General features: G+C 51.2%; 15 protein-coding genes and 1 riboswitch. Of the genes, 7 read left to right on the top strand and 8 right to left on the bottom strand.

The annotated features are described in order from the left end of the window. Position 1: 1 nt before the first annotated feature. On the bottom strand, positions 2-1,492 hold the full coding sequence (locus tag M2298_RS22550) for a sugar ABC transporter ATP-binding protein (protein ID WP_280649119.1): 1,491 nt from the start codon (positions 1,490-1,492) through the stop codon (positions 2-4). Between the two features lie 77 nt (positions 1,493-1,569). Further along, positions 1,570-2,589: a sugar ABC transporter substrate-binding protein gene (locus M2298_RS22545; RefSeq protein WP_063231736.1), complete on the bottom strand. Its 1,020-nt coding sequence runs from the start codon at positions 2,587-2,589 to the stop codon at positions 1,570-1,572. 124 nt (positions 2,590-2,713) lie between these two features. Continuing rightward, positions 2,714-2,834: riboswitch (SAM riboswitch) on the bottom strand. Between the two features lie 199 nt (positions 2,835-3,033). On the opposite strand from M2298_RS22545, the gene M2298_RS22540 reads away from it, so the two are divergent. Next, complete coding sequence (locus tag M2298_RS22540; RefSeq protein ID WP_167470266.1) at positions 3,034-4,290, top strand: ATP-binding protein; 1,257 nt, start codon at positions 3,034-3,036, stop codon at positions 4,288-4,290. A gap of 22 nt (positions 4,291-4,312) precedes the next feature. On the opposite strand, the gene M2298_RS22535 is transcribed toward M2298_RS22540, so the two are convergent. The 3 genes from M2298_RS22535 to M2298_RS22525 all read right to left on the bottom strand — a co-directional run bounded on the left by M2298_RS22535 (position 4,313) and on the right by M2298_RS22525 (position 7,150). Next, on the bottom strand, positions 4,313-5,251 hold the full coding sequence (locus M2298_RS22535; RefSeq protein ID WP_217023234.1) for a GNAT family N-acetyltransferase: 939 nt from the start codon (positions 5,249-5,251) through the stop codon (positions 4,313-4,315). Between the two features lie 265 nt (positions 5,252-5,516). Continuing rightward, entirely contained in the window at positions 5,517-6,239 is a 723-nt protein-coding gene (locus tag M2298_RS22530; RefSeq protein ID WP_173597654.1) for a DUF421 domain-containing protein, read from the bottom strand. 176 nt (positions 6,240-6,415) lie between these two features. Further along, positions 6,416-7,150 carry an IclR family transcriptional regulator gene (locus tag M2298_RS22525; RefSeq protein ID WP_328149313.1) on the bottom strand — a complete coding sequence of 245 codons (735 nt, stop codon included), beginning with the start codon at positions 7,148-7,150 and terminating at the stop codon, positions 6,416-6,418. A 204-nt stretch (positions 7,151-7,354) separates the two neighbouring features. Here M2298_RS22525 and M2298_RS22520 point away from each other — a divergent pair, with 204 nt between their 5' ends. Both M2298_RS22520 and M2298_RS22515 read left to right on the top strand, forming a co-directional pair. Beyond that, positions 7,355-8,230 carry a dimethylarginine dimethylaminohydrolase family protein gene (locus tag M2298_RS22520; protein ID WP_173599386.1) on the top strand — a complete coding sequence of 292 codons (876 nt, stop codon included), beginning with the start codon at positions 7,355-7,357 and terminating at the stop codon, positions 8,228-8,230. Positions 8,231-8,655: 425 nt separating this feature from the next. After that, positions 8,656-9,255 (top strand): hypothetical protein, encoded by a 600-nt coding sequence (locus M2298_RS22515; protein WP_280649117.1) that lies wholly within the window; start codon positions 8,656-8,658, stop codon positions 9,253-9,255. Between the two features lie 97 nt (positions 9,256-9,352). Here the strand turns inward: M2298_RS22515 and M2298_RS22510 are convergent, their stop codons facing one another. Then, positions 9,353-10,093, bottom strand: coding sequence for a GNAT family N-acetyltransferase (locus M2298_RS22510; RefSeq protein ID WP_173599388.1), 741 nt, complete (start codon positions 10,091-10,093; stop codon positions 9,353-9,355). 224 nt (positions 10,094-10,317) lie between these two features. On the opposite strand from M2298_RS22510, the gene M2298_RS22505 reads away from it, so the two are divergent. Together M2298_RS22505 and M2298_RS22500 are read left to right on the top strand one after the other, a co-directional pair. Continuing rightward, the gene (locus M2298_RS22505) at positions 10,318-11,490 is read left to right on the top strand and encodes an NAD(P)/FAD-dependent oxidoreductase (RefSeq protein ID WP_280649116.1); all 1,173 of its coding nucleotides are present in this window, start codon (positions 10,318-10,320) and stop codon (positions 11,488-11,490) included. A gap of 46 nt (positions 11,491-11,536) precedes the next feature. Then, complete coding sequence (locus M2298_RS22500; RefSeq protein WP_122963753.1) at positions 11,537-12,400, top strand: RNA polymerase sigma-70 factor; 864 nt, start codon at positions 11,537-11,539, stop codon at positions 12,398-12,400. A 67-nt stretch (positions 12,401-12,467) separates the two neighbouring features. On the opposite strand, the gene M2298_RS22495 is transcribed toward M2298_RS22500, so the two are convergent. Beyond that, complete coding sequence (locus M2298_RS22495; protein ID WP_173599390.1) at positions 12,468-14,534, bottom strand: methyl-accepting chemotaxis protein; 2,067 nt, start codon at positions 14,532-14,534, stop codon at positions 12,468-12,470. 311 nt (positions 14,535-14,845) lie between these two features. Between M2298_RS22495 and M2298_RS22490 the strand changes: the two genes are divergently transcribed. Next, positions 14,846-15,412, top strand: coding sequence for a DoxX family membrane protein (locus M2298_RS22490; protein ID WP_122963751.1), 567 nt, complete (start codon positions 14,846-14,848; stop codon positions 15,410-15,412). Between the two features lie 286 nt (positions 15,413-15,698). Beyond that, complete coding sequence (locus M2298_RS22485; RefSeq protein WP_217023237.1) at positions 15,699-17,345, top strand: peptide ABC transporter substrate-binding protein; 1,647 nt, start codon at positions 15,699-15,701, stop codon at positions 17,343-17,345. A 162-nt stretch (positions 17,346-17,507) separates the two neighbouring features. Here M2298_RS22485 and M2298_RS22480 read toward each other — a convergent pair whose 3' ends face one another. Continuing rightward, positions 17,508-19,385, bottom strand: a complete 1,878-nt coding sequence (locus M2298_RS22480; RefSeq protein ID WP_173599392.1) for an alpha/beta fold hydrolase — start codon at positions 19,383-19,385, stop codon at positions 17,508-17,510. Positions 19,386-19,417: the final 32 nt, after the last annotated feature.

Here is a 19,417-nt window from a genome sequence, read left to right as displayed (position 1 = left end):
CTTACTCACCCCCGCTGGCATAATACATCATCGTCTCCTGTGTCGCGTCCGCGCGGCTCAGCTCCTTGACGATTTTCCCTTCAAACATGACCAAAATCCGGTCGGCAATGCCCAATACTTCGGCAAACTCGCAAGAAAAGTAGAGAACGCCCTTGCCCTGCTCCGCCAGCTTTCCAATCAGGCGGTAAATATCGCTTTTCGCCCCGATGTCGACGCCTTTGGTCGGCTCGTCGAACATGAACACTTGCGCATCCGTATCCAGCCATTTGCCAATCGCGACTTTTTGCTGGTTTCCTCCGCTGAGGTAGCCAACCAGCTGTGTGATGTCTGCCGTCTTTACGCCCAGACGGCTCACCAGCTCCCTCGCCTGCTTCGCTTCTGCCCCTCTGCGGACAAATCCGAGCCGCGACCACTTCTCCAAAGCGGAGACAGACAAGTTGTTCTGGACAGATTCCTCGACAAAAATGCCTTCTTTGCGCCGCTCTTCCGGTACGAGGACGATTCCCGCATCAACAGCGTCCTTTGGCGACCGCAGCCGCACCTCTTTGCCGTTCAGCCTGACTTGTCCCGCCTCGGCGGTATCCGCTCCGAACAAAAGTCTCGCCAGTTCCGTCTTCCCGGCTCCAACCAGCCCGACAATCCCGACAATCTCGCCTTCGCGAACGCTCAAATCGGCGCGGCGAACCTTACCGCCAGCCACTCCCGCAGCTTCCAGAAGCACCCCGCCTACAGGCACTTCGACTTTCGGGAACTCTTCCTCGAAGCTTTTGCCCAGCATGTTGCCGATGACCTCATCCATCGTCGTGTGGGACGTCTCGCTCGTCACGATCAGTTGACCGTCCCGCATGATCGTGATTCGGTCGCATATCTCAAAAATTTCCGGCAGGCGATGGGAAATGTAAATAATCCCGACACCCGCTTTTTTCAACTGGTCAATGATGAGAAACAGCCGCTCGCTCTCCTTCGTGCTCAACGGAGCTGTCGGTTCGTCAAAAATGACGTACTTCGCTTTTTGCACGGTCGCGCGGGCAATCAGGATCAGTTGCTTTTCGGACAGCGTACATTCCTCGACGAGCATGCGCACAGGGATGGAAAAGCCGAAGCTCTGCAAAATGCTTTCCGCTTCCTTGTGCAAGCTCGGCCAGTTCATGAATCCTTTGCGGCCTGCCGAGACAATCTGATCGAGCAAAATGTTTTCCGTCACGCTCAAGTACGGGATCAGCGCCGTATCCACTTCCTGGTACACGCACTGGATGCCTAAAGCTTTCGCATCCTGGGGCGATTGGATCGACACCTCTTTGCCGTCAATCGTGATGCTCCCCCCGTCAGACTGATACGCGCCCGTCAAAATTTTCATCAAGGTACTTTTCCCCGCTCCATTCGCTCCTAAAAGCGCATGAACCTCGCCAGCCTTGACCTCAAAATCGACCGAACGCAGCGCAGGAACGCCGGAGAACTGCTTCACAATCCCTTTCATCTGCAAGCTGGACACTTTTCGCCCCCCCTTAAATAAGCAAGATTCCCGTTGACTGATCAACGGGAATAGCCAAATCAACCAGCTTTATATGCTTACTTGCCCCACTCTTTCACGTACTGGGACAAGTCGCCCATTGTCACTTTTTTGTCCTTAGGCAAATCTTCTTGTTTCACCAGCACCGGATTCAGCTTCACGCTGTCTGGCACTTGCTCGCCTTTGATTTTTTGGAAAATAGCCGCTGCGTGAGTGCGTCCGATGTTCGATGGATCTACGGCTGCAGTCGCTGCCCATGGCGAATTTGCTTCCTGGATCAGTTGCAGGTCTTCATCACTCAGGTCGATGCCGTATACTTTGATTTCTGTGCGGCCTGCTTGCAAGATCGCACGGGTTGCCCCTTTGGCAAATTCATCCCAAGATGCCCATACAGCCGTGATGTCGCCTTTGTTCGGATATTTTTTCAGGATGGCTTCCATCTGTGCTTGGGTATCCAGCGCCGTGTTGTTTGTCGCGGAACCGAAAGCGGCGACTTCCTTGATATCCGGATATTTTTTCAGGAACGCTTCATAAGTCACCTGACGTTTTTCCATCGGGGCAAAGCCTGCCACCCAAATTTTCACGATGTTGCCTTTGCCGCCGGAATCTGCCGCCAGCTTTTCCAGGCTCAGTTCTGCCAGCTTGTTGTCGTCTTGCTCAACAATCGGCACGCCAGGCAGCTTGATGTCTGTGTCGAACAGAACGACCGGGATTTTTTTGTCGACAGCTTTTTGCGTACCTTGTTGCAACGCTTCCGCTGTACCGTGGTCGATCAGGATGCCGTCGAAGTTTTGGTTGACCGCAGCGTCAAGATTCGACGCCATTTTCGACAAATCCGTATCTGCGTTGAATACTGTCAGCTCTCCGCCGTTTTTCTCGACTTCCTGCTTCACACCGTTAATGTATTGAGCCGAAAACGTTCCTACATTTTGGCGCATGATCAGGGCAATCCGCTTCGCTTTTTCGCCGGAAGCGCCGTTTGCCGCCGTGTTTTTCGTATCGGCTCCGCCGCCGCACGCGGTCAAGGCCACCGATACTGCCAGTACGAGTGATGTGATAAGGCCCAGTTTCTTTTTCATCGAAAAATCCCCCTTTTTCTTTGTTCCTTGTTGTGCTGCAAGCTGAGGAGGCGACGACCTTCCCTTTCCAAAAGGAAAAGCCTCTTTCAACAGATGAAAGAGGCTTGATCGACAAGATTCGCGCCTCTTATCTGTCAGGTATCGCTACCTGTTGGAGTTAGCACCTTGGCTCGCAAGACATTGATCTTGCCAGCTAGGTTGCCGGGCGTCATAGGGCCATTCCCTCAGCCTTCTCTGGATAAGAGTAGTTATTATTTTCGAAACCTTTGTATTAGTATATAGAGACTATAATCCGTGTTTTACCCATCTGTCAACTAGGTTTTTAAAACTTTTCTCCTTTAAATTTATTCCGTCGGCGCGTCCAAATTTTGGAGGAATCGTGTAGGCTCTTGTCGAAATATCGTAGATTGAAGCAGCCATGCAAATTTGCGATGGGGATGTCCGATGATTCTACTAAAAGAAGTAATTTTGCAGATGTTTTTTGCTCTGACGCCATTTGTCCTGTTCAATATTTATTACCGCGACCGAATGCGCAATTACAGCCGCGCTTTCATTCTTGTGACCAGCTCGATTTGCATGTTTCTGGCCATGACCTTCGCGACCAGCGTCTCGGAAGGCGTGATTTTCGATATCAGGCACATCATCGTATTTTTTGCCCTAGTCTATGGGGGAGTGCGGATCGCGCTGGTCTTGCTGATCGAGTCCGCGCTATACCGCTATTATTTGGGTGGTGAAGGCATCTGGCTCGCGCTGCTTGCCCTGGTTGTCACCTTTTCCATCTCCCTCCTGATGTATCGGCGTTACAAAGCCAGTTATCGGAAAACACTGTATATTTTTTTGACGGGCGCGCTCTTTTCCCTGGTAGCTTTGGGGTTGACCTATCTATACTTTCCCACCTATGTATCCCATCATCCTGCCTACTACTTGTTCGTGATCCCCGTTCAAAACTTTGTCGGAATTTGGCTTTTGTTGTCGCTATTTAGCAAGTGCGTATCCGACAAAGAACTGTTTATTCGACACGCCCAAAATGAAAAAATCGAAACGATGAGCCATGTCGCCGCATCGCTTGCTCACGAGGTGAGAAATCCGCTCACAGCGGTCAAAGGATTTTTGCGCCTGATCCAGGAAAATCCTGAAAATATTACGAAAACCGATCAGTACATCCGCATCAGCATGGACGAAATCCAGCGGACGGAAGCGATCCTGACCGAGTATCTCGCTTTGTCCAAGCCGCTCAAGGAGCGCACCGAGCTAATCAACGTATGCGACCAGCTTTACGTCGTGCGGGAAGTCATGCTGCCTTTTGCCAATATGCACAATGTCGAGCTGGAGCTGCAAGCTTATGAAAAGCCTGTCACGATCCTGGCCAATCCCGACGAGTTCAAACAAGTCTTGGTCAACTTCATCAAAAATGCGATCGAAGCTTGTGAGGAGACGGTCAACGGCAAAGTGTCCCTCTCGCTGTTCATTGAGAAAAGCAACGCCATGCTGATCATCAAAGACAACGGCATCGGGATGGACGAAGGCCAGATCAAACGCCTCGGGTCCATTTATTTCTCGACGAAAACAAGCGGAACCGGTCTCGGGCTTACGTACTCCTATCACGTCATCCACGCGTTCGGCGGGTCGGTAAGCGTGTCCAGCAAGCCAAAAGTCGGCACCAAATTCACGATCACGTTTCCGTATCACGCGCAACCCTAGCCGTCAGTCGAGTGATCTGGGCTTAAACGAGCGACCTGGTCATGAATACTTGCTCGGCCATCACGTCAAAACCTGCCCTTTGCAAAATACGGATGGCCATTTCGTTGGAAACTGGCAAATTGACCGTGAGGCGATACAGCTCCTTGTCCCATGGCGAAAACACATGGGCAAGAGCACTTCTGACAATCGCCTCCCGGTCGGCCCGTTCCGGCCTTGCCTCACACTGAAACAGCAAAGCTGTCGTTTGTTTTCCGTTTTCAAAAATCCGTCTGTACAAGGCATAGCCGATTACTTGTTTGTTCTCATCGCGGACGAGTACCGCTTGCTTGTTCTCAATCGTTCTCCACTGAATATCCCAAAGCGGTTTGGTCCAAAAGTCCAATGAATACACGTCATCCGGCATGCCTTCAAGCAATTCGTAGGACGGACTTGCTTCCTTTTGCAAAGCGGAAAGCACGCCTTCTTCTGTGGAAGACGCCTCGACGTTTTTCAGCGAAGTTGGATGTGACCGCTTGTGGTCATGAGCTTTTTGTTCCAGAAAAATCGACTGGTCACAGACGGCGAAGCCTATTTTCTCGTACAAGGCTATCGCCCTGTCGTTCTCCCGAATGGCGACCAGCGCCGCAAGCTGTACACCCTGCTCCCGATATATTTGCAAAGTCGCTTCCATCAAGGCTTGGCCGACTCCGCTCCGCCTATGCTCCGGCGCTACCCCTGTCCCGCCATTCCACCCAACTTTTTGCCCGTCCCGCTCCCAAATTCCATTCAGTACAATTCCGGCAGGCTCGCCGTTTACAAACGCAACCAGCGAATGCGTTGGCGACAACTCTTCTTTCCCCATTTTCCAGATGAGCGTGTCCGCCGTCTTCGACTGATCGAAAAAGTACCCGGAAAACCCTCTGTTGTAAGCTAAAACAGTCTCTGCCACCGTACATTGCTCCATTGATTTCAAAACCAGCACAGCCATTCCTCCTCGGCTTGGATGACATACGCGTTTATTTTATCAAATAATTTTAAATTGATAAAATATTTTTGATTAAAGGATTTGCAAGCGAGTATCTTCGGCCGTAAGAAAACACCAGCGGCCTCTTCCGGCTTTTTTCTTGCTCAGCCAAATAGTCGCAGGCAAAAGGAAATGTTACATAGAAAAGACCGCCTGACCAAACCGTTCTGTCAAGCGATCCGTGACGATCCTTCCGCATGTTTGATTGCTCTGTTCCCTTTTTCTAATGGTGGACGGGCGGCACTTGTTGCTCGTTCTTCGGATGTTTTTCAAAAAACAGCAAATCGTTTTGCCGGTTCAATGTAGCTAAAAATACTTGCTCAACCGCGACGCCGCTTTTATGTAGCTCCTGCAAAAGCCAGTTTTCATCCCGCTCGCGATAGGTCAACACTTCTGCGCATATTTTCCCCTCGATAATCACAGGCAAGGAAATGCCTGTCGAAGCCGTCTTGATTTGCAAATCTTGTCTCGTCACGGTCTGCTGTGCCGATTTTTTCAAGACCGTCAAACGCCCGTTGGCCTCGATAATCGCCATATCAATCTCGGCGAGATCGAAAATATCTTTTTCCCGCAGCATTTGCAGCACGTTGTCGAGGGAATAGCGGATTTTTTTCAGCTGATCGACGAGAAACTCGCCGTTGTAATAAACAACCGTCGGCTCAAACGTGACCATTTTGCCAAAGCGCCTGGAAACGACCGACCATTGCGACACGATTCGTTGCAGCACGCCCAATGTCACAATCGCGACAGCTATGGGGATATGGTGGACGTTCGGTTCGGCGATATCGGCCCCTGCCACCGAGCCTAACGTGATGATCACCATAAAATCAAAAACAGGCAGCTCGCCAATCGAGCGTTTTCCCATGAATAGCGTCACAACCAACAATAGCGGCAAAATCGAGCAAACCCGCCCGATCACGATCAAGCTTTCACTGAACAGCTCCACCCACTTGTGCCCCCTGCTCTATGCCTTTCTTCATTTTACTATGTAAAGTTTTGGAAGCAATTATACAAGTTCGCCGATCAAGAAAGGCCGTTTCCCGATTTCCCGAGCTGACGGCCTTGAAAAAGACGTTGCTATTTTCATATAGCAGAAAATTTTCCATTATATGGACCAAAAAATTATATGCTCCCCAGCCGCTGCGATGTTTTGTGGGCAGCATCCTGCACGCGCTCGATCAAATAGTTCAACCGCTCTTCTTTCAAATCAAAGGTGACGATTCCGATGCTGAGAGCACCGATTACTTTTTGCGTATAATCAAAAATTGGAGAGGCAACAGAAGCTGTATTCTCTGTCCGTTCCGCAAAACTCACCGCGTAACCAGCCTTGCGAATCTGGGCCAGCTTCTCCATAAATGCAGGCGTCTCCTCCTCGCCGACGAGCTGAAGCACGGTCTGCCTCGCTTCCTCCTCTGGCATGTGCGCCAAAACGACCTTGTTCGCTGCACCGATGTGCATCGGGATGCGCAAGCCAAGCTGATCGTAGATGCGAATATTGTGCTGGCTGTCCACTCGATCGACCACGATCGACTCCAAACCGCTCGGCTGGCTGAAATAAACGCTTTCCTCGACTTCTCTGGCCAGCTCCTCAATCATCGGTTTGATCACTTTGCGATAATCGATCCGATCCAGGACGCGAAGTCCAAACTCCATCCATTTGATTCCCAACGTGTACTGCTTCGTCGCCGCATCGTGCTCCACCAAATCGTGATTCATCAAAGTGTACAGGAGGCGATAAGTCGTACTCACCGGAAGCTGGCATTCTTTCGCCAAATCGTTGATGGTCCACCACTTTCTATGCTCGTCCGACGCAAGTGCCGTCGCAATCGCCATCGCCCGATCAAACGATTGAATCACTGTCATTTCCCCTTTTTCTATGTTCTCGTCTATCTCATATCTTAAACTACTCGCTACAATTTTGTGAATCGTAAAAAATTTTACACAAATCCCCACATCTGGCGCGGAATAGCGATTGACAGTGCAAAATCAGAATGTGTACACTTAGAGTGATTTTTCGAAATATGAACAATATTCCATAATACGGAATAAAGGGAGGCAACTATGTTCCAAGGCAGCCAATCCATGGTCAAAAAGATGAAGACAGTCATCATCAAGCATCCCCGTGAAGCTTTTATCAGCCAGGCCCACCTCGAAGAATCGTGGAAAACCTTTAACTATACAGACCGTCCTGATTGGGACAAAGCTTTGCACGAGTACGAGAAGTTCGAAGCCATTTTGCAAGAGCATGTGGAAAACGTCCTGCATCTCCCGCAATCAGACAAAACCGGACTCGATTCCATCTACGCCCATGATCCGGTGAAGTTCACGTCCCAAGGGGCGATCATCCTCAAATCCGGCAAAGAGCTGCGCCAGGGTGAAGCAGAAGTATACAAAGATTTCCTGCAAGCAAACAACATTCCGATTCTCGGACAGTTGACAGGCGATGCCCGCTCCGATGGTGGCGACCTCGTCTGGCTGGACGAAAAAACGCTCGCCATCGGGCTAGGCTTCCGCACCAACCAGGCGGCGATCGCGCAAATTACGGAGATGGTCAAAGATTTCACGGAAGAAATCATCGTCGTTCCGCTGCCATACGACCGCGGCCCGGCGGAGTGCCTGCACCTGATGTCGATTATCAGCATGGTTGACCACGATCTCGCCGTCGTCTATTCCAAACTGATGCCTGTTTTCTTCCGTCAGCTGCTCATCGACAGAGGCATTGAACTGATTGAAGTTCCCGACAACGAATACGATAACCTGGGCAGCAACGTCCTCGCGCTCGCCCCTCGCCTGTGCATGGTCGTAGCGGGCAATCCGATCACAAAAGAGCTGCTGCAAAAAGCGGGCGCTACGGTGTACGAGTACGAGGGTCATGAAATCTCGTATAAAGGCACGGGCGGCCCTACTTGCCTGACTTCTCCGGTTGAGCGGGTGTAGTTTACATGGAATTGGGAAGCGGAGAAATTCGTTCTACCAATGAAAACAAGCCATAATAGAGATTCTATGGCTTGTTTTTTTTGCCTGGTTATGTGTTCTATACAAGGAGTAATTTTTGCAAAGAGTTTTGATAAAAGATATTATTAGATTACGCATTAGTAGTAATTATCTGGAAACTCAGTAAAGTTATGTATTCGCTTTGATCTCATGTCCGGCAACAAGATTGAAAAAAATGGGTTGGACTTGGAAGCATCGTTCACTATTTTGGAAAATCCAAACGATCAATAAGTCAATGGGTTAAGGAGTTAGAAGATGCTAAGCTTATAGAACGTATGCAAAGGAAGCGAGCGAGATATCAAAACTAAGGTAGTAAAAGCCAGCAAAGATTTGTATCATGATCAAAAAAATAAAAGAGAGTGTGAAATATGAAAAAAATATTATTGGTTTGTATCATGGTAATGTTGATACTAGCATCGGCTTGTGGAAATGTTGAAATGACATCAAATCCACCTACTTCTAGTGAGCCTAAACCTGAAACGGATGAGTCTATTATTCAAAAAAACACATCCGATTGTTTTAATGCAGAAAATATAAATTTAGATAGTGAAACTGAAAAATATTTCTATGGAGTTTGGAAAGTTGAGAAGCTTTTAGGATTTGCAAATTCATGGAATGATGCTTCTGAATATCCAACAGGGCAAAAATTTATTGGAGATGAAATTATAATCAAAAAAGACTTTTTTTCATCAAAAGGACTTAAAAACTATAAGAAATATCAATATGAACTAAAAAATCCATTATACGAGATTACAGCGACATGCTATAACTCTACCTCTTTTTATAGATTATATAAAATAGATATCCCAGACTTAAATGAAAATGATGTAGTAAAAGTAATAGATATAAGTGACCCTTCTACAAACATGCACATACCTGTAAGTGTAGGTTTTTTTCTTGTTAATAACGATAGGCTGATCTTGATATCAGAGGCAACTATTTTTGAGCTAAAAAAAATTACTGATTAAATAGGTGACAAAAAAAGAGAGCCTCGACAAAACCGGCTCTCCTAACCTAAATCAAACAATTCCGCGTAACGTAACGCAGCAACTTGTGCCGCCGCGATTACAGAAAATGCTGCATCCAAATATTTGGCTCCACGTACTTGGCCTCGTTTTTCTCCACATCGATCCGCACAGGGACAAGCGCGTCCGGAATGATATACGTGCCGGACTCAGGGAACTTCAAGCCTGTCCATTCCTCCCAGTTGGCAATGCTTCCCACGATCGACATGGATTCCGACGCCACTTTCATGATTTTCGCCCCCATCTTCCAATGCGTGCGAACCCACGGATCAAAAGGAGCGCCCTCTTCCGTCTTCCATTCGATGTAGTTTTCCATCGGGGTCAACGGATACTTGTGCTTAAGCGATGGGCGAACAGGCGCCACCATATATTCCAGCCCGTTTTGCTTCGCAATGTCTTTCATCGCCGCCACCATGTGACGACTCAGTCCAAGACCGCGATGCGCAGGGTCGATTGAAATCGAAAGCGCCGACAACGTGTTTGGCTTCTGGCCTTGGGCGTGTCCTTCAATCCCGCGCAGGAAGACGTCTCCCCAGCCCTTCGGCATTCCTTCCAGCGTGCCGTCCCAGTAAAAAGGAATCGAGTTGCCTACGGCCATTACCTTGTCGTTTTCATCGGTCAACAAATATTGAAAAGAAGCAAACCACTCTTCCAGCCGATCGTAGTGCTGGTCGGCCACTTCGTCATGCAGCATGAAGGTAGACCAGCTGGCGGCGAGCACTTCGGCCATCTGATCGTTCAAATCAGGACGTTCTGCTTGTGTATACACCTTGTATGCCATTCTTTCCATCCTCCCAAAAACATCGCTGTCTCTCTGTTCGCCAAAAGGCTCCTCGCTAGAAAGTCAGGAAATCCTTTCCACGACTCTTTCATTCTATCAAAACTTGTTTGAAGCACAAACTTTTTCGCCGAATCGCCCTTTTCCGAAAAAACTTCTGATTGCTGCGTCACAAAAATTGCCCCCGCCTCGTTATATGGTCAAATCGCAGCGAGGAGCTGATCTCCATGAAAGAAATGACTGTAGTCGTAGTCGGTGGCGGCTATGCCGGAATCAATGCCGTTAAAGCAATCCAGGACACATGCAAAGGACGCCCTGCACGCATCGTCCTGATCGACAAGGAGCCTTACCATCTGCGCAAAGTTTTGCTGTTCAAGCCAGCTGTCTCCCAAACCGATATCGCCATCCCGTTGAAAACCATCTTCCCCGCAGGCGTTGAATTTTTGCAAGGTACGGTCGTTTCTGTCCAGGGAAGCGCCAAGATGATCCATTATGTAGATAAAGGCGGAAAAGAACTGTCGCTTGCGTATGACGTGCTCGTCCTCGCGGTAGGCAGCGTCGCCCGCCGAGCAGAACCGGAGCAGGGCGGAATCGCCTTGTCTGATGTGGCAGCCGCCGAGACGATTCGCAACACCTGGCAGCAAAATATGCGGCTGGCCGTTTTGGAAAAGCGCCCCGAAGAAAGACAGCGGCTTTTGACAATCGCTGTCGCAGGAGCGGGCATCAGCGGCATCGAGACAGCTTCCGAGCTTGCTTTTTCCATGCGGCAGGAAGCGCAACACCTCGGCATCGCTCCCCATGAAGTCACTGTCTACTTGCTCAATGCGCAAAATCGCCTCTTCACGGAAGGACCTGTGAAAATGGCGCGCAAGCTGGAACAAGCTTTGCTGGACGGCGGAGTCACGGTTTTGCACGGGACAAAAGCCATTCGCGAGCAGGACGGCAAGCTGAGTCTGTCCACGGGCCGCACGCTTGCTGTCGGTCTGTGCATCTGGGCGCTCGGTCTGCTGCCGAACCCGGCGCTGCGCCAGATGGGGTTGCCGCTCACCACACACGGCCAGCTTGTCGTGGATGAATCGTATCGGGTCGCTGGCGCCCCTTTCGTCTACAGCATTGGCGATTGCGCCCGCATCGTCGACCCGGCAAGCGGTCAGGCGGACCGGATGACGTGCAAGGAAGCGAGCAGGCAAGCCGCCCGGTTGAGCAAAATTATCCTCGCTGATCTGGATGGAACGCAGTCTCCCGTTCATAAAAGTTGCATGGACTTCTACTGCGTCGGATTGGGGCCGGAGCGGGCGATCGTCTGGACGCGCCAATGGGGCGTGGACATCATTTTGACGGGGAAATTGGGCTGGAAGCTGCGTCAGTTCACGTGGAATATTGCCAGCATGATAAAATAAGGAAAAAACGATGCTGACACTAGACGCCAGAGGAAGTGAACATGCGATGGAGACCCTTTATCAGCAATACAAAGGATTGCTGTTTCGTCTCGCCTACCAGCTCACAGGCTCGGCCACAGATGCGGAAGATATCGTGCAGGATGTCTTTTTGAAAGCGTACGATGTCGAGCTGGAACAAATCGCAGAGCCAAAAGCCTACCTGTGCAAAATGACGACAAACCGCTGCCTCGATCTGTTGAAATCGGCACGCCACAGGCGGGAGCTGTACACGGGGCCATGGCTGCCCGAACCGATCCCTACTCCCGGAGCGGACAGCTACGAATCGGTCATCACCAAAGATTTGTTGTCGTACGCCATGCTCGTGCTGCTCGAACGCTTGTCTCCGGTCGAGCGTGCGGTCTTCGTCCTGCGCGAAGCTTTTGCCTTCGACTACGACGAGATTGCCCAGCTTGTCGGAAAAAGCCAGGCCAATTGCCGGAAAATCATCAGCCGCTGCAAAGCCAAGCTCGGTTTGGATGCAGACGAACAGCTTCACGCGCACGAAAAAGAAATCGGCGAAGAATGGATCGGCCGTTTTCTGCATGCGCTGGAACACGGCAATGTCAACGCTTTGCTCACGCTCTTGTCCGCAGACGCTGAACTGCTCTCGGATGGCGGTGGAAAAGTATTCGCTGCCATACGTCCGGTCGTGTCTGGCAAACGTGTCGCGGAGTTCTTGCTTGGCTTGATGCGCTTCGCCGCACAAGGCTCTCCGTACGAAGTAGGGCTTGCTTCGCTGAACGGCCAAACGGCACTCGTCATCCGGCAAAATGACGCAGTAGATACAGTCGTTTTCCTGCACAGCAAGGCAGAAAAAATTCACCGCCTGTACTTCGTTCGCAACCCGGATAAACTGAAAGCTGTCCTGTAAAAGCAAAGCAATGCCCCCTTCGCTCTCGGTACGAAGGGGGCATGTTCACGCTCATGACTTTGTTCACTTACAGGCGAAAGCGCTGGACGATCTCTTCCATCGAATGCGTCAATTCCGCATTGCGTTCGGAGATGGTCGCGATTTTCTGGTTGTTGTGCGCGATAATTTGCGCCTGCTCGGTGATCGCTTCCACGCTGTATGCGCTTTGGCCCATGGAGCTTGTCACTTGCTCCACGATCGCCACTACACTGGCAATCGACGAGTTCAATTCTTCGAACGAAGCGCTGAAATCCGTCAGCAATGTGTTGAAATGATGTGCGTCGCTGTTGTATTGCTCTGACATGTGAATCAGCTTGCCGTAATCCGGGCGGACTTTGCTGTCGATAAACTCCAGCACGCTGGAAGAGTTTTCTGCGAGATTGTTCACGGATTCGCGCACGATGGCGATAATTCGCTGAATATCGATGACGACCGCAGACGACTGTGTCGCCAGCTTGCGTATTTCATCAGCCACGACGGAGAAGCCTCTTCCGCTTTCCCCGGCACGCGCCGCTTCAATCGCGGCGTTCAAGGCGAGCAAATTCGTCTGCTCGGAAATATGCAAAATCGCTTCTGCCAACAAATTGATTTGTCCCATCGATTCGGTCGACTGCACAATCGCCTGCTCCGTTTGCTGCTTCACGCTTTGATACAACTCGGCTGCCGATACTTGCGCCGCAACGGCATTTTCCTTCAACACATCGGCTCGCTGGCTTACGTCCTGAGAGGTAGCCGCTGCTTCGGTCGTGCGCAAAGTGACTGCGTGAACGACATGCTGAATATCAGTAAGAGTAGCGTTCATTTCTTCCGTCGAAGCCATTGTCTCTTGCATATGCGACAGCAAGACAGCAGTCGCCTCCGCCGTTCCGCTCGATTGCTCGCTGACGGCCACTGTGGATTGCTGCACGCTTTGCGCATTTTCCGCTACCACATGAGAGACGGTCGCAAGCTTGCTCGCCACTTCCCGCAATTGCTCGCGCATGACCAAAATCGACTTCGCCATCAGGCTGATCTCATCCTCCGTCACCTGCTCCTTCGCCACGATCTGCTCGCGCAAGTCGAACTCGGCTGTTTGCGCAATCATCTTGCGCATGTGATCGAGCGGTCCGGTAATCAAGCGGCTGAGCACAAACGACAAGATCAGCGCTCCTGCCACCGCTGCCGCCATTTTCAATAGCGCAGACCGGAGACTGTTGGCGAGCACTTCGTTGCGCTCCGTATTGTTGTAGACGATTTCCACTACACGGGAACGGCTCAGGTCGTTGGCGCTCTCATCCAGCTTGTATGGGATGTAGCGGTATGTTTGGTCGTCCTCTCCCGTACTCTCGTGAAATTCCTTGATCGTCTGCGTGGAGAACGCCGCTTCAAAAGTTGGCGCAAACCGCTGCGCGATGCGCAAAGCTTTGCCGTCCTCCCCTTTTTTGCCGAGCGCGTAGCCATCGTGCGAGTAAACGGTGATTTCTTTCACAATGCTGTATTTGCCTGCGATCTCCTTCGAGACATCGAGAAAGTTGAACGTCTGGAACAAGTCGCTGTCCTGCAAATTCATGCTCGCTTCCAGCAAATATTTGTGATCGCCGGTTGGGAGATAGGCGAACTTTTTGATCTGCCCGCTGTTGACGGACACTTCCATTCCGTCGGCGGAAAACTTGCTTCCGTCGATTCGTTTCTTCAACACCTCCGCGAAAGCTCCCGATTGGCTAAAATCGAGTCCCACGTCAGAGGCGACACTGGACTGCACTACTTTGATGTTTCGATCAATGACGAAAAAATCCATTCCGTACTGCTCGCGCAAAGCCGCATAGTCCCACGCCGAAAGCGCCGAGTTGGCCTGATAGTTTTTCGCCAGCTTTTCCAGTGCGCCCTTCATCCGCTCCTCCATGTCTTGCTCGAACACGCCGTACACGAGATCGACGTTTTTGACGGCATGAATGATCCGATCCTCGACTAGCTGATACTGCACCGCTTTTTCCGAAAGGATCGTGGCCTTGAGCTGCGAATAGTCGATCAGCGACAGCACAATCGCGACCAGCATCGTAAACAGCGAGATCATAACGCTGAGTTTCATTTGAAAAGACACAAAATTTCGTTTCATAAGTATGCTCCAATAGTCTCCGTATTTTTCAACAAAACTCAACATAATTTACCATATCTTAACTTGTCAATATTTCTTCCTGATGACTTTATTTTGCAAAAACTATGTCTTCTTACCTTTTTGCGCTTTTTATGTCCATCCGAACACATGACAATCGAACTAAGGTTAACATCGTGCCAATAGTGTCAATGAACACCGTATGAACTTATGCCCTAAACCACTGCATCAAATCGTTCCTTGTGTTAAAATCACCTGGAATCAATATCCATCACAGGATATCCATTCTATTTTTATAAGGAGGGCACGTACACATGCGTCCACCAAGCAACAACGAAATCATCATTCCTGAAAATCCCGTGTCACAATTTTTGTTCACCAGCACCCGTTCGGCATGGATCTGGCTGATCATCCGCGTGTATGTCGGCTACACTTGGCTGACAGCAGGCTGGAAAAAAATCCATACCGACTCCTGGACAGGAGACAAAGCTGGAGCTGCCATCGAGGGCTTCGTCAAAGGCTCGCTCGCGAAAGCAGCGGAAGGAAAAGACGTCACCTCCTGGTACGGCTGGTTTTTGGAAAGCGCCGTTTTGCCAAATGCCAAGCTGTTCGCTTTCATGGTCGCTTACGGCGAGGTACTGGTTGGTCTCGGACTCATTCTCGGCCTGCTTACCGGAATTGCCGCTTTCTTCGGCGGATTGATGAACGTCAGCTTCCTGTTCGCAGGGACAGTCAGCACCAACCCGATGCTGTTTGTTTTTGCCACATGGCTCGTTCTCGCTTGGAAAGTCGCTGGCTGGTACGGTCTGGACCGTTGGGCTTTGTCGTACCTGGGCACGCCTTGGACACGATCGAAGTCGCGTAACGTGGGCATGCACTAGCCTCTCGTTCCATTCATCATCCTGCATACGGCAGGCAAAAGACGCTGGCTGCACCGGAATCTTCTGGTGTCGGCCAGCGTTTTTTTATTCAGGATCAAATCGCTTGCAACAGCAGCCGCTTTCCGCCTTGCTGCTGATTCAAGGACAAATTGTATGAATTATTCCCGGTTTTAAAAACAGAATATTCATGAATATTTATACAGAATGTTTAATGACAGATACAGGAAACTGAATTATCCTTCTACATATGAATTTTTAAAAATATTCAAACAACTAGGAGGTACTGATGAAAAAATGGTTGCGAGTTGCCTGTAGCACCGCGTTACTAGCAAGCCTCATGATCGGCTGTACGACGAAGCCCGCTGAAAATGCCCAGCCTGCCGCAAGCCAGCAGCCCGCTGGCGCGACCGGAAAACCTGCCTCGGGAGAACCGATGGTCTTGCACTGGAGCATCACGGGCGAGCCTCCGACGATGGACCCCGGCATTGCTACTGACGCCTCCAGCATGGACATGATCAATCTCGCTTTTGAAGGACTGACTATCGTCGATCGGCAAGGTCAGATGATCAACGGAACAGCAGAGAGCTTCACCAACTCCCCTGACTTTACCCACTTCACTTTTACCTTGCGCAAGGATGCCAAATGGAGCAACGGCGATCCGGTTACCGCCCACGATTTTGAATACGCTATCAAGCGCAATCTCGATCCGAAAACCGCCTCCGGCTACGCTTACCAGCTGTTCTACATCAAAGGCGGCGAAGAGTTTTTCAACGGCACAGGCAAAGCAGAAGATGTCGGCGTCAAAGCCAAGGACGATTACACACTCGACTTCACCCTGCGCTCGCCTACGCCATTTTTCCGTGAATTGACCTCATTCACTACTTACTATCCTTTGCATAAAAAGACACTGGAGAGCAATCCGAAATGGGCAAGCGACGCCTCTACCATCGTCGGAAACGGCCCGTTCGTCATCGACCAGTGGGAGCATAAAGCGAAGCTGGCCTTTTCCAAAAGCCCTACTTACTGGGATCAGGCCAACGTCAAGCTGGATCGGATTGAAATCGTCGTAATCGAAGACAACAACACCGCTCTCTCGATGTTTGAAAACGGCGATCTCGATTGGGGCGGCTATCCTTCCTTCGGCCTTTCCCCTGATGCAATCGGGCAAATCAAGGAACAGGGCAAGCTGGTCGTCGCCGATAATCCGGGGACAAAGGCAGTCATTTTCAATACGCAAAAACCGCCTTTTACCAACAAAAAAATTCGCCAGGCTTTCTCTTACTCCATCGAACGCCAACAGTTAATCGACAATATTTTGCAAACCGGGGTACCGCCTGCATACGGTTGGGTGCCGACCTCGATGGGCTTGAACCCGGACGGCTACTTCAAGGAAGACATAGACAAAGCCAGGCAGCTGCTCGCGGAAGGCATGAAGGAGCTGGGGTTGAGCGAGTTCCCGAAAGTGACGTACTACTACGACACGGGAGAAACCGACAAGAAGATCGCCCAGGCGTTGCAGGACGAGTGGAAGAAAACGCTCGGCGTGAACATCGAGATTCGCACAGCCGAGTGGAAAGTGTTCAACGACGACGTCCAGAACGGGAAATACGACTTCGGCATCTGGCTATGGGGCGCCGATTTCAACGACCCGATCAACTTCCTGGAAATGTACAAGGACAAAGAAGGCGGCAACAACGTCGTACGCTTCGACAACAAAGAGTACCGCGACTTGTTGAACAAAAGCTACTATGAAACCGATGCCGCGAAGCGCAAACAGCTGATGTTTGACGCAGAAAAAATTCTCATGGAGGAAATGCCGCTCGCCCCTCTGCACTTCCGCGGCAACGCCTATGTGAAAAACGACAAAGTCAAAGATTTCGTGATCTTCCCGCTCGGAGGCTCGTATTTCAAGTACGCGTATGTAGAAAAGTAGCTCGCTTCGCTTGTCCGAAGTGGCCGAATCGCTCGAATCCCCAAAAGAAAGAGGAGCTTTGCCTGTTTGATCGGCAAGGCTCCTTTACTTTTTGCTGAAAGCGTTCCTAGCCCCAGCCCCGTCTCGTCGGGAAGTCGGACAGTCAGGAAGTCAAGCTATCTCCTATCCCCTCAGTGACCGCAGCAAGCTGGCTGTCTCGTGCGGATGGCTGAGCGGAAAATGATGGGCCAAATCATGGCGGTGTACCGCGATCTGCCTCTCCCCAAGCGCTATCTCCTGCTCGCTTGTCAGGCGATAGGCGCTGTCTTGATTTCCCCATACAAGGTGAACGGGAAAAGCGGCAGCTTGACCCCACTCCATTTGCTGAAAATCGTGCATGAAATAACGCAAAACCTCTGCGTGTGTCTTGCTGATGCGCGGTGATTGCAGAAGGCTTTTTGTCTTGTCCAGATAGCCAGCCGGCACCTCAGCCACGAAGCGAAACATCCCTTGTTCAATCATCGTGCTCTCCAGACGGGGGCGGGTCAGCTGCTTTTGCAAAAAGCGCTGGAGCAAGCTCTCGCTCTTCCCGATTTGCACAAGCAGCGGGTTCTGCTTCGGGGCGTGCAGCGGCGGTTGCAGCAAATACACTCCGGCGATCTTGTCCGGCACTCGCTTGGCCGCTTCCCATGCCAGGAAAGCACCAAACGAATGCCCTGCCAAATGGACGGGAGCAGGCAGCTCTCGGAGCGCGCTGGCGACCGCCTCGATGAAGCCGCCCAGCTTTTGCTCCCGGTGATGATAGGGCGATCTGCCAAAGCCCGGCAAGTCCCACAGCCATACCTTCTCCTCGCCAAGCTGCTCAGCCAGCGGGAACAAATCGCCAAGCTCGCTGAACAAGCCGTGCAACAGTACCCATGGCGCTCCCTCCACGCCTGGCTTCTGATAGGCAGCCAAGCCTGCGACTTTCGCCCGCCGAAAAGCATCGGGAGCGGCATCGCCCCGGGCAGACAAGCGATAATCGAGATCAGCCACAACGCTTGGCAGATGGCTGTCCGCTTGATATTCGCCCACGCCCCTCGTTTGCTTCATTTGCTGAAAAGGCGCGAGCGGGAACTGTTTTTTCACGATAAAGTCCATCGAGTTGGCCGGAACGCCGAGCAAGCGGCTGCCTCCGTTGCGCACGATCGTTTTCAAAACGGACAGCGGGAACGGGACGGACGGCGGCTTCATTCGCAGTTCTTTTGCCATGAGTTGCACCAGTTCCGGGAAAGACGGCGTCGCCCCGCGCTCGTTCAAGGCGTAGTACGTCTGGTGCGCGATGCCTTTTGCCTCGACAATTCCGACGATCACTTCTGCCAGATCGTCCACGGCAAGCAGCGGGAGCCACCATTCTTTTCCGCCGGGCAATACGGGAAATTTCCCCTGCCGCATGGAGTTGACCACAAGTCCCAGGCCATCCGTCTGCTCGGTGCTTCCCGTATGCCGCGGCCCGATGATTGTGCTCGGATTGACGACAACCAGCGGCATTCCTGCTTGATGAGCTTGCTGCCGCACGTACAGGTCAGCCAAAAACTTGTATTTTTCATAGCCTCCCGCATGATCGAACAGCTTGTTCTCGGCGAACACATCTGTGGCAAGCGTCGCGCTCGCATCGTCAAAAGGGCTCATGTAGCCGACAAGGTGAATGAGCTTTTGCAGCCTTTTGCGCTGGTGCAGCTCGCCCGCCAGCTTCAACAGATGATCGGCTCCTTGCAAAATGACTTTTCTGGCCGCTTCCTCACCGAGCGAGATATCCATCGGCACCCCGGCATGAATGATCGTATCTGCGGCAAGCACCCGCTGGTAGTCAAGCTCTGACAGCCCCAGCCTCTCCTCGCGCAAATCCCCCCGTACTGCGCTGCTGTTCGCCTGCTCTTCGGCTGTCATTGCAGCCAGTTGCCTCTCCCACTTTTCCAGGGAGCGCACGAGCGCCAACACCGTATGTCCTGCGCGTGCCAAGCGCCTTGTTACCTCCCGGCCGATAAACCCTGTCGCTCCTGTTATCAATACAACTGCCATAAAATGAACCTCCCTTTAATAGGACTAATTGG

The sequence above is a fragment of the Brevibacillus sp. 1238 genome, assembly GCF_029892995.1.
GTDB classification, from domain to species: Bacteria; Bacillota; Bacilli; order Brevibacillales; family Brevibacillaceae; genus Brevibacillus; species Brevibacillus parabrevis.
This window is presented reverse-complemented; position numbering and strand designations above follow the sequence as displayed.

Bases quoted from the DNA above. Each gene is read 5' to 3' on its own strand.
- M2298_RS22515 (WP_280649117.1), top strand. From the start codon at position 8,656: ATGAAAAAAATATTATTGGTTTGTATCATGGTAATGTTGATACTAGCA.
- M2298_RS22545 (WP_063231736.1), bottom strand. From the start codon at position 2,589: ATGAAAAAGAAACTGGGCCTTATCACATCACTCGTACTGGCAGTATCG.
- M2298_RS22540 (WP_167470266.1), top strand. From the start codon at position 3,034: ATGATTCTACTAAAAGAAGTAATTTTGCAGATGTTTTTTGCTCTGACG.
- M2298_RS22510 (WP_173599388.1), bottom strand. From the start codon at position 10,093: ATGGCATACAAGGTGTATACACAAGCAGAACGTCCTGATTTGAACGAT.
- M2298_RS22520 (WP_173599386.1), top strand. From the start codon at position 7,355: ATGTTCCAAGGCAGCCAATCCATGGTCAAAAAGATGAAGACAGTCATC.
- M2298_RS22490 (WP_122963751.1), top strand. From the start codon at position 14,846: ATGCGTCCACCAAGCAACAACGAAATCATCATTCCTGAAAATCCCGTG.
- M2298_RS22500 (WP_122963753.1), top strand. From the start codon at position 11,537: ATGGAGACCCTTTATCAGCAATACAAAGGATTGCTGTTTCGTCTCGCC.
- M2298_RS22485 (WP_217023237.1), top strand. From the start codon at position 15,699: ATGAAAAAATGGTTGCGAGTTGCCTGTAGCACCGCGTTACTAGCAAGC.
- M2298_RS22480 (WP_173599392.1), bottom strand. From the start codon at position 19,385: ATGGCAGTTGTATTGATAACAGGAGCGACAGGGTTTATCGGCCGGGAG.
- M2298_RS22505 (WP_280649116.1), top strand. From the start codon at position 10,318: ATGAAAGAAATGACTGTAGTCGTAGTCGGTGGCGGCTATGCCGGAATC.
- M2298_RS22495 (WP_173599390.1), bottom strand. From the start codon at position 14,534: ATGAAACGAAATTTTGTGTCTTTTCAAATGAAACTCAGCGTTATGATC.